21 protein-coding genes and 4 pseudogenes are annotated in these 13,211 nt (G+C 32.0%); 6 read left to right on the top strand and 19 right to left on the bottom strand.

Features of this window, described 5'->3' with window-relative positions:
- The coding region (locus tag EVJ48_07785; protein ID RZV38121.1) for a CopG family transcriptional regulator at positions 1-229 on the top strand (229 nt) is incomplete at its 5' end.
- 163 nt (positions 230-392) lie between these two features.
- Positions 393-1,169, top strand: coding sequence for a nucleotidyl transferase AbiEii/AbiGii toxin family protein (locus EVJ48_07780; GenBank protein RZV38120.1), 777 nt, complete (start codon positions 393-395; stop codon positions 1,167-1,169).
- A 42-nt stretch (positions 1,170-1,211) separates the two neighbouring features.
- On the opposite strand, the gene EVJ48_07775 is transcribed toward EVJ48_07780, so the two are convergent.
- The 5 genes and pseudogenes from EVJ48_07775 to EVJ48_07755 form a co-directional block, all read right to left on the bottom strand.
- On the bottom strand, positions 1,212-1,613 hold the full coding sequence (locus EVJ48_07775; GenBank protein RZV38119.1) for a putative toxin-antitoxin system toxin component, PIN family: 402 nt from the start codon (positions 1,611-1,613) through the stop codon (positions 1,212-1,214).
- A gap of 17 nt (positions 1,614-1,630) precedes the next feature.
- Positions 1,631-1,915 (bottom strand): type II toxin-antitoxin system Phd/YefM family antitoxin, encoded by a 285-nt coding sequence (locus EVJ48_07770; protein ID RZV38118.1) that lies wholly within the window; start codon positions 1,913-1,915, stop codon positions 1,631-1,633.
- 235 nt (positions 1,916-2,150) lie between these two features.
- Positions 2,151-2,279, bottom strand: coding sequence for a HEPN domain-containing protein (locus EVJ48_07765; GenBank protein RZV38122.1), 129 nt, complete (start codon positions 2,277-2,279; stop codon positions 2,151-2,153).
- Positions 2,255-2,452 (bottom strand): annotated as a pseudogene (locus EVJ48_07760) (HEPN domain-containing protein). Before EVJ48_07760 ends, EVJ48_07765 begins: the two are co-directional and overlap by 25 nt.
- Before the next feature lie 167 nt (positions 2,453-2,619).
- Positions 2,620-3,450 (bottom strand): YdcF family protein, encoded by an 831-nt coding sequence (locus tag EVJ48_07755; GenBank protein RZV38117.1) that lies wholly within the window; start codon positions 3,448-3,450, stop codon positions 2,620-2,622.
- A 359-nt stretch (positions 3,451-3,809) separates the two neighbouring features.
- Between EVJ48_07755 and EVJ48_07750 the strand changes: the two genes are divergently transcribed.
- Positions 3,810-5,072: a hypothetical protein gene (locus tag EVJ48_07750; GenBank protein RZV38116.1), complete on the top strand. Its 1,263-nt coding sequence runs from the start codon at positions 3,810-3,812 to the stop codon at positions 5,070-5,072.
- A 92-nt stretch (positions 5,073-5,164) separates the two neighbouring features.
- Here EVJ48_07750 and EVJ48_07745 read toward each other — a convergent pair whose 3' ends face one another.
- The 10 genes and pseudogenes from EVJ48_07745 to EVJ48_07700 form a co-directional block, all read right to left on the bottom strand.
- A complete protein-coding gene (locus EVJ48_07745) occupies positions 5,165-5,590 on the bottom strand; it encodes a type II toxin-antitoxin system VapC family toxin (protein ID RZV38115.1) in 426 nt (141 codons plus the stop codon).
- Positions 5,591-5,607: 17 nt separating this feature from the next.
- On the bottom strand, positions 5,608-5,859 hold the full coding sequence (locus EVJ48_07740) for a type II toxin-antitoxin system Phd/YefM family antitoxin (GenBank protein RZV38114.1): 252 nt from the start codon (positions 5,857-5,859) through the stop codon (positions 5,608-5,610).
- 156 nt (positions 5,860-6,015) lie between these two features.
- Positions 6,016-6,435 (bottom strand): PIN domain-containing protein, encoded by a 420-nt coding sequence (locus tag EVJ48_07735; protein ID RZV38113.1) that lies wholly within the window; start codon positions 6,433-6,435, stop codon positions 6,016-6,018.
- Positions 6,432-6,677 (bottom strand): type II toxin-antitoxin system prevent-host-death family antitoxin, encoded by a 246-nt coding sequence (locus EVJ48_07730; GenBank protein RZV38112.1) that lies wholly within the window; start codon positions 6,675-6,677, stop codon positions 6,432-6,434. Before EVJ48_07730 ends, EVJ48_07735 begins: the two co-directional genes overlap by 4 nt.
- 307 nt (positions 6,678-6,984) lie before the next feature.
- Positions 6,985-7,392, bottom strand: coding sequence for a PIN domain-containing protein (locus tag EVJ48_07725; GenBank protein RZV38111.1), 408 nt, complete (start codon positions 7,390-7,392; stop codon positions 6,985-6,987).
- Positions 7,382-7,627, bottom strand: a complete 246-nt coding sequence (locus EVJ48_07720) for a DUF2191 domain-containing protein (protein ID RZV38110.1) — start codon at positions 7,625-7,627, stop codon at positions 7,382-7,384. Before EVJ48_07720 ends, EVJ48_07725 begins: the two co-directional genes overlap by 11 nt.
- Positions 7,628-7,821: 194 nt before the next feature.
- Complete coding sequence (locus EVJ48_07715; GenBank protein ID RZV38109.1) at positions 7,822-8,145, bottom strand: nucleotidyltransferase domain-containing protein; 324 nt, start codon at positions 8,143-8,145, stop codon at positions 7,822-7,824.
- A pseudogene (locus EVJ48_07710) lies at positions 8,118-8,510 on the bottom strand (HEPN domain-containing protein). The gene EVJ48_07715 and the pseudogene EVJ48_07710 overlap by 28 nt, the downstream one beginning before the upstream one ends.
- A gap of 239 nt (positions 8,511-8,749) precedes the next feature.
- Complete coding sequence (locus tag EVJ48_07705) at positions 8,750-9,001, bottom strand: DUF2442 domain-containing protein (GenBank protein RZV38108.1); 252 nt, start codon at positions 8,999-9,001, stop codon at positions 8,750-8,752.
- Entirely contained in the window at positions 8,958-9,137 is a 180-nt protein-coding gene (locus tag EVJ48_07700; GenBank protein RZV38107.1) for a hypothetical protein, read from the bottom strand. The genes EVJ48_07705 and EVJ48_07700 overlap by 44 nt, the downstream gene beginning before the upstream one ends.
- Positions 9,138-9,431: 294 nt before the next feature.
- Here EVJ48_07700 and EVJ48_07695 point away from each other — a divergent pair, with 294 nt between their 5' ends.
- The 3 genes and pseudogenes from EVJ48_07695 (at position 9,432) to EVJ48_07685 (ending at position 10,493) form a co-directional block, all read left to right on the top strand.
- Complete coding sequence (locus tag EVJ48_07695; GenBank protein RZV38106.1) at positions 9,432-9,722, top strand: nucleotidyltransferase domain-containing protein; 291 nt, start codon at positions 9,432-9,434, stop codon at positions 9,720-9,722.
- Positions 9,719-9,913 (top strand): annotated as a pseudogene (locus tag EVJ48_07690) (hypothetical protein). Before EVJ48_07695 ends, EVJ48_07690 begins: the two are co-directional and overlap by 4 nt.
- Positions 9,914-10,271: 358 nt before the next feature.
- Positions 10,272-10,493: a hypothetical protein gene (locus EVJ48_07685; GenBank protein ID RZV38105.1), complete on the top strand. Its 222-nt coding sequence runs from the start codon at positions 10,272-10,274 to the stop codon at positions 10,491-10,493.
- 119 nt (positions 10,494-10,612) lie between these two features.
- Here the strand turns inward: EVJ48_07685 and EVJ48_07680 are convergent, their stop codons facing one another.
- The 4 genes and pseudogenes from EVJ48_07680 to EVJ48_07665 form a co-directional block, all read right to left on the bottom strand.
- Positions 10,613-10,858, bottom strand: coding sequence for a DUF2191 domain-containing protein (locus EVJ48_07680; protein RZV38104.1), 246 nt, complete (start codon positions 10,856-10,858; stop codon positions 10,613-10,615).
- Positions 10,859-11,052: 194 nt separating this feature from the next.
- On the bottom strand, positions 11,053-11,376 hold the full coding sequence (locus EVJ48_07675) for a nucleotidyltransferase domain-containing protein (GenBank protein RZV38103.1): 324 nt from the start codon (positions 11,374-11,376) through the stop codon (positions 11,053-11,055).
- The gene (locus EVJ48_07670; protein ID RZV38102.1) at positions 11,349-11,618 is read right to left on the bottom strand and encodes a HEPN domain-containing protein; all 270 of its coding nucleotides are present in this window, start codon (positions 11,616-11,618) and stop codon (positions 11,349-11,351) included. Before EVJ48_07670 ends, EVJ48_07675 begins: the two co-directional genes overlap by 28 nt.
- 107 nt (positions 11,619-11,725) lie before the next feature.
- Positions 11,726-12,913, bottom strand: a pseudogene (locus EVJ48_07665) (IS3 family transposase).
- Positions 12,914-13,211: the final 298 nt, after the last annotated feature.

Below are 13,211 nucleotides of genomic sequence, written 5' to 3'. Positions count from 1 at the left end.
GGAAGAATTCGACCGTCGTTTCGACGAAGGAGAAGACGTTACCGACCTTATCGATATTTCTAAGGCCGCTATAAAGCGCGGAGGCAAAAAAGTCCGCCTTACAATAGACATATCGGAGTCTTTAGTTAGTGAAATAGACGACATAAGAATGAAAATAGGAGTAGATAGGGGTGCGTTGGTTAAAATCTGGCTTTACGAAAGAATAAAGCAGGAAAAAGGCGCAAGATAGTGTTTGCATTAATTAAAGGTGCCAGATTTATTTATTTGCTTATTCCCTACTGAGCTTGCGATTAAAACGCCGAGATCAAAACATGCTTTGCCTTCTTTTTAAAAATAAATAAATCGGATGCCATTTTTAATTTTTATTTTTACTGGTTTATAGTTTATTCGTAATGATTAGTTTAGAACGGTTGGAAAGCTATTATCCGCATAATTTGCGACATTTTAAAAAGAACATTATGCGCGAATACCTGCAATATAAAATATTAGATATAATTTTTAATTCCAATACCGGCGATAAATTATCGTTTATGGGCGTCACGTCTTTAAGAATAATTTACAATAATTCAAGATTTTCAGAAGATTTAGACTTCGACAATTTTAGTTTAACGCAGGCGGAGTTTACGCTTTTAAGCGAAAAAATTAAAAAAGGCTTGGAATTAGAAGGATATTCGACTGAAACAAAAAATGTTTTTAAAGGAGCTTACAGATGCTATATAAAAGTTCCTAAAATATTATTCGACAACAAGATTTCTATGCTACTAAAAGAAAAAATAATAATTCAGGTATATACCGAGCTTCAAAATTTTAATTATAAAACTGAAAGAAAAATAATTAATAAATTCGACGTTTTTACCGAAATTTCAACAACTCCTTTAGATATACTATTGTCTCAGAAAATTTATGCGTCTTTAAACCGCAAGAGAGCTAAGGGCAGATATTTCTGGGATATTATTTTTTTGCTTCAAAAAACTAAATCTAATTATGATTATTTATATAAAAAATTAGACATTAAAACCTCAGCCGATTTAAAAGACAGATTTATTAAAGATTTAACTTCCGTAGATTTTAACGAACTTGCGAAAGACGTCGAACCCTTTTTATTTAGTCCGGCAGAAGCCAAAAAAATAAAATTATTTTTAGAATATATTAAACAAATAGAAATTTAATTGTTCTGCAATAAAGGGGACCAATAAAGGGGACGGATTTATTTAATGACTAAATTTTTCTAGAATAAATTCTTTGGGGTTATAAAGCCGTAAGTTTTTAATATTTTCAAAATGTTTTCCGTTGCCGGTTATTAACGGGATATCTTTATAAAGGGATACCTCGACGAAAGGACGGTCTGAAGGGTCTTTGAGAGCCAACTGGTATGGGTTGTCCGGCAATACCGGTTTGAATTCGGACGAAATATAATTTAATAAAGGAATAATATATACTTCTGGAAATGAAAATTTTCGGCTTCTTAATACTCTATTATACTCGTCAATAATTCTTGAATCGGCGTTAATCGTCAATTTTCCGTTTATAACCATATTTAAAATTTTTGCGGGAAAACCGTCGGGATTAATCACGCCGGAAACAATGACGTTCGTGTCGATAACTATATCCATTTATTTTTTGCTTTATTTTATTTGAGGTTTTCTTTCCTTGTTTTTTCAATTTCGGTTAAAATTTCTTTATCGGTAAGTTTATTTAAACCTTTTTGAATGGAATAGAGCCTTAATTTGTCTAATGCAGATTCCGCTTTTGCCCTTCTTATCGATTTAAGCTGTTCTTCTACATCGTCGCCGTCCAACTCTATTACTATTGCTTTAGGCTTTCCGTTAACGGTTACTACGGTCTCGCCGCCTGCCCCGGATTCCCATAATTTTGACGGATTATTCCTTAATTCTTTGCTTGTTATAAATTTCATATTTTATATGCCTCCGTTTCATCAGTATTACCTGTATTTTCTTTGTATATCACTATTATATTAATATAAAGCGTATTATAAGTATATAACACACATATATATATTATAGTAGGATATATTATATACCTTATAGTGTATATTTTTTATATGCAAAAGTCAATTCGTATTCATCCCTCAAAATTGCCGATAGAAAATTTTAATTCTGGATTATAATGAATAAAGGGGATGGATTTATTTAATGACTGAATTTTTCTAGAATAAATTCTCTCACTTTTTCCGCAGTAGCAATTGCTTGATTGGACTCTTCCACGGACGGCATATAAAAATCGTCAGGATATCTTAATTCAATAGCGTAATCGTCAATTCGTGCGAATTGATTTCGATTAAATAATTGAACGAATTATCTATATTTCTACATGCGACGATTAAAAATTCTATATTGTGACTTTTTAACGATTTTAATATTTCTTTCCCTTTAAAAACCAGATATGCTTTTAAATATTTTTCAACGCACTGCTGAGCATGAAAACAGACGGTAAGACGGTATCGGTAGCCGGTTTATCTGTTTCCAATTCATCTTTGGCAGTTTTTAAATCATTATCGGCTTTCATTATGTAACGGTTTACAAGTTCTTCGTTCATATCATATGGCCAAGCCTTCTTCTATGTCTTAGTCGCAATCAAACGCCATTTTTTATAATTTATTCACATCTTTTCTTTAATGTAATAATAAACATATCCGATATATTCGTGCAGGGCTTCCGAAGATGTCAAAAGATAGCCTAACTGCGGGAAATAGCCGTAGATATTATAATGCATATCGGTTTTAAAATCCGCTGGATACGGGATGATTTTAATTTTGATAGTTTTAAACCTATTGGTTTTATTTTTATTTTTCTTTATATGTTTGACCCAATTAAACAAAAGCATAGCCCTAGGCATATGATAAGCCGAAGTGACGAGAATAATCCGTTTAAAATCCTTTTTTTCGCAAATTTTTAAAACATACCGGGCGTTCTGGTATGTATCGTCGCTTTTATCTTCGGTTATAACGTAACGCTTACCTACTCCGATAGAAACAAGAACGTTTTTCATTGCTTTTGCCAAGGAAAATGTAGAAGTAGCCCGGCCGCCTGAAACTATTATAGGAACATGGTATTTTTTGTATAATTTAAAGCCTTCATAAAGCCTGTTGAACGTATCGCCGCCAAGAGTATGCCTGTTATAAGCGCCGGAAGAAAGAACGACTATAGCCGACGGCTTTTTGATTATTTTAGACGACGGCACCGGATAGCTTGTTTCTAAAGGAATTAACAGCATATTAGAAACAGGCTGTATAGAAAGCAGATAAATGCAGGTTGCCGAAATTAGAGAAATTAAAGGTATCAATAAAAATATGCGTCCTGCGGACTCTGCGGGTTTAATATTTTTTCTCTTTGAAATCGCAAAAGAAAGCAAGGTTAGAAGCAAAAACGCAAAAATTATAATCCCTGGCGGAAATAATATAGATTCTATAAGTTTTTTAATGAAAAACATTTACTTCCTCTTCTTTATAACCGTTATAACTTTTTATTTAAGAGTACAATACGTTATTTCTAATCCTGTGCTTCCGAATAAAATTAGTATAGATTCAAAGCTCTCGCCTATCAATCAATCCAAATTCTTTCAATAAAGGGGATGTATTTATTTATTTGCTTTATTAAAACGTGGAATTAATGCTATAAAAAAATGTTATAATAAAAATATTAATCTGAATTCTATAAAATTTTCATAAACAGAAATTATAACAGATATTACAATAAATCTAATTATAATATTATAATATAGAAATAGAAACATAGAAAATATCTAAATGAATTTTTATTTTTTATAGTATAAATTTTATAATATTAAAAATGGGCATAAACAGCTTAATACTTAATAATTTAAACTACTCCGTTATTTTATTCGACGAAAACCTCGTTTTAAAATTTTTGAACTTGCCGGCTCAGGAACTTACCGGATATTCGGACAGATTCTTAAACGGCATAACCCTAGGTCGTTTTTTCAATAACAACGCATACATAGAAGAAAAAGTAAAAAATGTTATGCAGACGGGAGAAGGTTTTATCGAATTTGAATATAAATTTCAAAATAAATACCTTAATATAAATAATATACACAATATAGCAAAATACGTAATACTTGAAATATCTAAAATTACAGACGGCGATAAGCCGTATATTTTGGTTTCTTTAAAAGATATTACGAGATTTAAAGAAATGGACAATAATATCAAGAGCGAAGAAAAGATTGAAGACTTATCCCGTTTCATTGCAGAAATGGCGCACGAAATCAAAAATCCTCTCGGCGGAATTAAAGCTTCGGCGGCTTATTTGAGGAAAAAATTCGGCGCCTCTAAGTCCAATGGAGTTAAAGGATTCAATGAGCTTAACGGCTCTGACGGGTTTAACGGATTTAACGGCTCTGACGGGTTTAACGGATTTAACGGCTCGGATTTAAATAATTTCCTGGAAATTATCATAAAAGAATCCGAAAGAATCAATAATCTCATAGAAGAACTACTTGCACTGTCTAAAAAGCATAAAACAAAAATTTCCGCAGTGAATATCAATAAAATAATTAACGAAATAACAATTATGGAACAGGCGGAATTTTCCGCGAAAAATATAGAAGTTATAAAGGAATTCGATCCGAGCCTTCCTGAAATATACGCTTCCGAAAATGCGCTTATCCAGGTATTTTTAAATCTGCTTAAAAATTCCGTTGACGCCGTAAATGCGGCAAAAGCTTCAGAGGCGGCAAAGGCCGCAAATTATAAAAGTACGGAAAGTATGAAAAACATAAAAAGTATAAAAAGTATAAAAAAAAGATGGGGATATGTCGGCAATACCGCAGGAAAAATAAAAATTATAACTAAGATAGACTATACCAGAAATAACCCGAAATTTATAAAAATAGAATTTATCGACGACGGCTGCGGAATAAGCAAAAACGATATGAATAATATATTTGTTCCGTTCTTTACAACAAAAGAAAAAGGAACCGGTCTCGGTCTTGCCGTAAGCCAGAAAATAATGCACGAACACGGCGGTTTTATAGATATATCGTCGGCAAAAAACCGCGGCACTACTGTTTCCGTCTATATCCCGATATAAAACGCAGGCGGGAGTAATGATACGGAGGCGGGCGTTTATAAAAGCGAAGCTTTTATGCCCGCCAGAGTGAAATAAATCCGTCAGCATTATTTTTAAACTGAAACCCAGGGATTTAGCAGTTTAACCCCTGTTCTTTCCATATCTGAAGTATTTCTGGTAACGACCGTTAAATCATAAGCAATACCGGTAGAAGCAATGAGAGCGTCAATGGAAGGCAATACTATGCCGTTTGACTCGGCTTTCCCCTCTATATTACCCCATATTTCGGCGATAATGAAATTGATATCTAAGATTTTATTTTTAAATCTATTTTTTAATTCATTTTCAACCCAATCGCAAAGAAGTTCTTTCTTCTTTGAATCACGGAGTTTCGATATACCTTTATACAATTCGCCGAAGGTAAGAACTGATAGATAAAAATTATCTTCGTCATTTTCCTTTAACCACAGTATTACGTCTTTATTTGGTTTAGGCTTTGCGATTTCCGATATTACGCAAGTATCCAATAAATAGCCCATATTTTTAGATATTATTTTTAAATATCAAAATTTCTTGAATGTGATTTATTTCTTGAAGTATCTATTTTAATACCCTTAAGAGGGGACTGCTGAATAAATTCAATAAGATTAGTTTTCGGTTTTACTAATTTTTTATACTCGTCTATAGAAAGAATAACCGCGGCATCTTTACCGTTTTTTGTAATAAGTTGCGGCCCTTCGTTCTTAGCAATTTCAACTAAATTGCTGAATTTATTTTTTGCTTCTTGCAGCTGCCATTTTCTATTCATTTTAAAACTCCATTGTAATCCAGTCTGTCTAGACAGTATTATTTATTTTTATTTTATAGCCGAACAGTTTAAATGTCAAGAGATTAAATATAAGGGGGGCAAATCTCTGACAAACAACATATTAAATTATATTATAAAAATAAAATTTAAAAAATATCAATAATAAATTTTAATTCCGGCTTTTTCGGCAGACTTAATTAAATATTCGTCTAATGTAGCCAAAGGAAGATTCTCCCGCAAAGCCAATTCAAGATAAGAAGCATCGTAAGAAGATAATCCGTAGCGTCTTGCCAAATTAAGAATATCGTCAAGCGAACGTAAGTGGGCATGAAAGTCTGCTTCGATATCCAGTTCTTTTAATGTTTCAAGAAATACTGTACTTCTTGCCTCCGTCACTAATCCTTTAGATTCCGCCTTAGCGATAACGTTTGACACTTCCAGTCCCCATATAGCAGGCACTATAGCAGCAGCATTCTTCATAGATTCAAGTACGTTTTTTGCATAATTTAGTTCATCAGGTTTTCCGTCTCCGAAAAACCATCTCATAGTAACGGAATTATCGAGCACGAACCTCATGGTCTGCTCTCGGAAATTATATCTTTTATATTAACTCCTTTGACGGGATTGTCCAGCATAAGAGCCTTGATTTTTTCAACGGCAAGGTCTTTGTTTTTTTTATTCATATTTAGGCTGGGCGTTAACTCAGCCACCTCTTCTCCCCTGTTAGTTATAGTATATGACTGTCCGTCTTTAACATTGCGCAATATCATAGGAAGTTTGGTTTTAGCTTCATAGGCTCCGATTCTTATTTTCATCATAATCCCTCCTGAGTTTTTTATTATCTTATTTATATTATTTATCTTATAATTTATTTCTCGATAATTAAAATATCAGAGACAATAGACTGTTGATATTATCTTCTAATGTATATTTGACTATTCATTATTTATATAGACCAGTATATAGTATGGTCTATATAAAGTCAAATGCAATTTAATAATAGGAATAAAATTTAATAAAACCGTCAAACGCAGGCGGGAGTAATAGAATAAATAAATCTGACACCATTATTGTTGGACACCATTATTGTTATCTAATATAATTCCGTTTAATTTATAAAATTTATTACCGCTTTATTCCGTCCACTTTAATTTTTAAAAAGTTTTTTATATCATTGAAATGTTTATCGAGCGTTAAAACTTTGCAGTCATTCTCATTAGCGATAACGGCTATATAACAGTCGATTAAATTTACGGTTTTACCGCGCTTTTTCATTAAAAACGATAATTTGCCCGCTTTTGTCCAAGTGTTTTGGGAACTGTCTATTATAAAAAATGCATCCAAAAACTCTTCTATTATCGATACTTCTTTTTCCGATTTGCAACCCTGCATAAGTTCAGCAATTACGACTCTCGGAACATATATATTATTTTCAGTAATAATAACGTCCATAAGGTTTGCAATATAAGAGCTTTGCCCCTTAAAATAGTCTATCCAGACCGATGTATCGACCAGTATTTTATTATCTCTCATAATGCCTTATCTCGTCGGCCGTCATGTCGAAATCGAGCTTGCCCTTCATAGATTTTATTTTTTCCGCTTTCTTTCTTTTTAGGTAAGAATCGATTGCTATTTTAACGGCAGAGGCCTTGCTTTTTACATGTGTTTCTTCTAGAAGAACGTCGATTATATCTTTGTCTATCGTGATTGTAGTGCGCATATATATACCCCGTCTATATATTATTAAATTTATGCAAATTATATGCATTAATTTTAATATAATTTTTATGCAAAATCAAGCTGCTTGAATGGCCTGTTCATATAGCTTTAAAACCTGTTTAAAGATTTCTATCGGCAATTTTAGGATTAAAGTCATTATATTTTATTGGTTTTATAAGTAGTATAATAATAAAGAGATGACCCGTAAACAATGTAAATGAGTTTAGGATTAGATAAAATTATCTATAGCACTCTGATGCCTGTTTTTATTATTTCAGCCGCAAATGGATTGTTTTTGTTGAATTCATCGGCAATATACGGGTGAGGCTCTATATTAAAATCTATATTTCTGGCTATTTTCATAAGAAGAAGAGTAAAATCAAAACTATCGCCGATAAATTTATCGGTTAAAATAGCTAAATCTATATCGCTCCATTTGTCGGTGTTATTTTTTGAATAAGAACCAAACAGATATGCCCCTACAATATTTATATCGTTTTTTTGCAATTCGGTTAAATATTTATTTATTGAATCTAAAATCAGGCTTTTATTTTTTTCATCAACCATATCCGCAACTCCATAATTATTTCAATATTTTTTTCGGCAAATTCTTTCGTACATTTTTTATAAAAATCTCTTTTACTTTCTTCATATCTTGCTTCTATATTAAATAAGGTAATATTTTGCAAAATATCTTTGCGGTTTTCAGATAAATCGATATTTGCAAGCATTGCTATTTTAAGCAAGTCATGGGTTCTTGGAATTTCATTATTAATATTTTTTACGTAATATGCCTTTAAAAGTTTTTCGATAACAAGATGTCCCACAAATAATGACCACATATACTCGCCGCTGTTAAAAATATTCAGTATAGAATTGTAATTATCGTCGGATGAGTTAATCTAAAAGTTTATTAGTTCTTGATTTGTCATAGGCATACTATTTATTGATTTTTTCGCCGACACCTTCTTAAATATTATCTAACATAACAGATACTTTTATGCGGAGTTCCTTTGATGCAGCAAGCTTCTCTATTGCAAATAAATGGGTCGATTGTTATTCTATCTTCAATATATTTCAACCCCATATTAAATATTAATTTAATATGATTATATCATAATAAAAATTTATTTATAAATTTATAATGCACTTTTATTCCTTTATTGCATTTTTAGGGGGAATAAGGCGGGATTTTTATTATATTAACAGAGAGGTCTATATCCAAATCCGGCCAGTAAAAATGCCCGAGGGTAGGCTCTTCAACATTAAGTATCTTCCCTTTCGGTGCTTCTTTAAACCATGGAAAATCATTATAAGACATAAACAATTCTTTATCTCCGGTTAAGATCCAAATTCCGTTAGCAGAAATATGAGTAACCTCAGTCTTCCTTATGATTTTTCCATGCGTCTTTGAATTTATCATAATCTTTTTCGATTATATTTTTAATTTTTTTAATTTGATAAAAACCTGCAAACGCAGGCGGGAGTAAGATACGTAGGCGGGCGCTTATGAAAGCGAAGCTTTTATGCCCGCCGGAGTGAAATAAATCTGACACCATTATTAAAAACTCCCTACCACGTCAAACGCAGTCTAGAGTAAGGGAATAAATAAATCTGGCCCCGTTATTTAATCTGACACCGTTATTTGACACCATTATTTATTGATATTAAAATATAAAATAAGATATAATATAACCATAAATCATTATTAGAGACTATTAATTGTCTCATTATATAATATAATAAAATCTATATTTCCGCTAAAGATGGAATATAGAAAATTAAATTTATAAAGGTAACTTAAGGTATAATATTAAAAATTACTGATAAAAATAACAAATAAAATATAAAATATGGCGATAAGGCTTGCTACCGAAGAAACTAAAACTATTTCCGACACGATTTACGGTTTTGATAAAAATGCCGCTATTTTTTTATTCGGCTCCAGAACCGACGAATCAAAAAAAGGCGGAGATATAGATTTATTAATCATATCAGGCAAAATTCTTTACAATGAAAGAAGAAAAATAAAACTGGAACTGTTAAAAAAATTAGGAGATAGAAAAATAGATTTGATTATTGCTGACAATCCTGATAAAAATGCGTTTATACAATTTGCCTATAAACATGGCGTTAAATTATGAAAGAGAAAGAACTGGAAAAAATTTTCTGCGAGAACTTAGAATATTTTAAGAAATCGATAAACTGGCTTAAAATTTCTTATGATAAATGTAGTAAAATTAAACTTGACGAAGGATTTGACGGATTGGCGGAAAATGAAATAGAAAGTTTAGAGGCGCTCTCAAACAGATTTGCAAGAACGGTAGATATTTTACTCAATAAGGTTTTAAAGAGTTTAGACATGCTTGAACTTGAAGATGTTTCCAGAAATTTAGACATTGTTATCAGGGCGGAAAAAAGAAATTTTGTCGACGATTATAATTATATTATTGAACTTAAAGATTTAAGAAACGAGTTAAGCCATGAATATATAGAGGATTATATTATCGATAAATATAAAGAAATATTAAAAAACATAACGTCCATCGTCTCAATATACAAAAAAATAGTGAACTATACCAAAAAATTCGGATATTGCGGTACAAAAAATAAATCTGTTCCTATTATTTCGTGACATCATTATTTCGTATAATAATATTGTAAAATAAATGAAAATTAAAAAGGGGCAAAATATGAAAAATAATATTGAAGTTCCCAAAGAAACTATAAATAAAAAATGCAATAAAATAGCTTATACCGAACAAGATTTAATCGATATATTTAACTGGAATCCATTAGACAACGAGGAATGGAACGGTTTTCATATCGCATCTTCCATATCCGTATTGCCTGCCGGAAAGACTAAAAAAAGAGATAAATCATTTGTAAAAAAAATACATAAAAAATTTTTATAAAAATATAAGAACCGTCAAACGCAGGCGGGAATGAGAGAATAAATAAATCTGTCCCCCATTATTTTTCGTTTTCTTATAATAAATAGTCTATCCAGACCGATGTATCGACCAGTATTTTATTATCTCTCATAATGCCTTATCTCGTCGGCCGTCATGTCGAAATCGAGCTTGCCCTTCATAGATTTTATTTTTTCCGCTTTCTTTCTTTTTAGGTAAGAATCGATTGCTATTTTAACGGCAGAGGCCTTGCTTTTTACATGTGTTTCTTCTAGAAGAACGTCGATTATATCTTTGTCTATCGTGATTGTAGTGCGCATATATATACCCCGTCTATATATTATTAAATTTATGCAAATTATATGCATTAATTTTAATATAATTTTTATGCAAAATCAAGCTGCTTGAATGGCCTGTTCATATAGCTTTAAAACCTGTTTAAAGATTTCTATCGGCAATTTTAGGATTAAAGTCATTATATTTTATTGGTTTTATAAGTAGTATAATAATAAAGAGATGACCCGTAAACAATGTAAATGAGTTTAGGATTAGATAAAATTATCTATAGCACTCTGATGCCTGTTTTTATTATTTCAGCCGCAAATGGATTGTTTTTGTTGAATTCATCGGCAATATACGGGTGAGGCTCTATATTAAAATCTATATTTCTGGCTATTTTCATAAGAAGAAGAGTAAAATCAAAACTATCGCCGATAAATTTATCGGTTAAAATAGCTAAATCTATATCGCTCCATTTGTCGGTGTTATTTTTTGAATAAGAACCAAACAGATATGCCCCTACAATATTTATATCGTTTTTTTGCAATTCGGTTAAATATTTATTTATTGAATCTAAAATCAGGCTTTTATTTTTTTCATCAACCATATCCGCAACTCCATAATTATTTCAATATTTTTTTCGGCAAATTCTTTCGTACATTTTTTATAAAAATCTCTTTTACTTTCTTCATATCTTGCTTCTATATTAAATAAGGTAATATTTTGCAAAATATCTTTGCGGTTTTCAGATAAATCGATATTTGCAAGCATTGCTATTTTAAGCAAGTCATGGGTTCTTGGAATTTCATTATTAATATTTTTTACGTAATATGCCTTTATATACTGCACCCATTGTCAAGACATCTTTTTTAGTTTTCTTATTCCTTTTATTCATACTTATTTATATTGTCTTTCAGGGGTCAGGGGGATGTGCCCCCGCATTTAGCTCCTCTTATTCATGCCGCTTTTTCAAAATATTCGTTATAGACCTTTAGCGGCGGTTTATAGCCCAAAGACGAACGCAACCTGTGGTTATTATATTTATGGATATATTTTTCTATCCCTGCTCTTGCGTCTTTTAGCGCCTCATAACCCGAAGGATAGACGTTGTCGTATTTAATAGTGCGCCAGAATCTTTCGATAAATATATTATCGATAGCACGACCTTTAGAGTCCATAGATATGGATATGTTATGCTTTGTTAACGTATTTATGAAGCCTTGCGCCATATATTGAGAACCCTGGTCGGAATTAAATATTTCGGGTTTGCCGTAAACGGACAACGCTTCGTTTAAAACCGATACCGTAAGGCTTTCGTCCATAGCGAAGGATAGCTTCCATGACAGTATGCTGCGGGTATACAAATCTATTATGGCGCAAAGATATGAAAAGCCGTTGTTTAGGCGAATATACGTTATATCTGACGCCCATACCTGATTGGGTTTCGTTACCTTAAGTCCTTTCAAGAGATACGGATACTTTGCGTGATTGGCGTCGGCAATAGAAGTATTTCTCTTCTTTTTGGGATATAATGCCTGAATGCCCAATATGCGCATTAGCTTAAGCACCTGCTTGGGATTTACGGTCCTGCCTTCCTGGATTAAGACTTGATGGATGCGGCGGTATCCGTAATAGGGGCTTTCCGTATATATTTCGTCTATCCGGTTCAATATGGATTGATCCATCAGTTTCACCGCCTTTTTGTAATATAGGGAAGTCCTGTTTTTTATTTCCAATAACGCACACTGCCTCGTTACGGATATCGGGAGCTCAGGGTCCACGAGGCTTAATTTAATCAAGCCCGACATAAAAGCCAAGCCGTTGGCTTTTATATCGACTTTTTTTGACAGCCACATAAAAGCATTTTGCTTTTATACTTTCCATAACCGTTCTACCTAAAGTTTTCTCTAATTCCTCTATTTTCTGTTCTTTTTCTTTAATCTCGTCTTTGTATTTCTTGGACGGAACGGATTCTTCGAAGACTATTGATGCGTTCTCGATAAACTGCTTCTTCCAAGTTATAAGGCTTTTGGGAAGCCTTCGTATTTGGAAGCTATCTCGTTTAGAGTCTTGCCGGATTCTAAGAGTTCTATGACTAGTTTCGTTTTGAATTCCGGCGAAAAATTTCTGCGGTTTTTGCTCATTTTAGTTTACCCCTTTAAATTTGATTTTTTTTAAATTCCTTAATTTAATTCTAACAGATTTTTAAGTTACGGAATAAGAAATTTAAAAGTTCTGTTCAGATTTATGGGTTCATTATAAATATCGATTAATTTATCTTGTTCCGCGATTGCAACGATTATTTCTTCAAAAGATATATTTCTTTCCGACTTTAGCCGTTCATTTTTATCGTTGCTCCAGTTTACTATTTTTTCCGGCAGATTCATCTTCGTCGATTAATTTAAAATTTAGTTTAGTTTATGCATGTATTATATATCTAAT

This window comes from Candidatus Acidulodesulfobacterium acidiphilum, from assembly GCA_008534395.1.
Taxonomy (GTDB): domain Bacteria; phylum SZUA-79; class SZUA-79; order Acidulodesulfobacterales; family Acidulodesulfobacteraceae; genus Acidulodesulfobacterium_A; species Acidulodesulfobacterium_A acidiphilum.
Note: the sequence above shows the minus strand (reverse complement) of the source record. Positions and strands in the feature narration are given on the sequence as shown.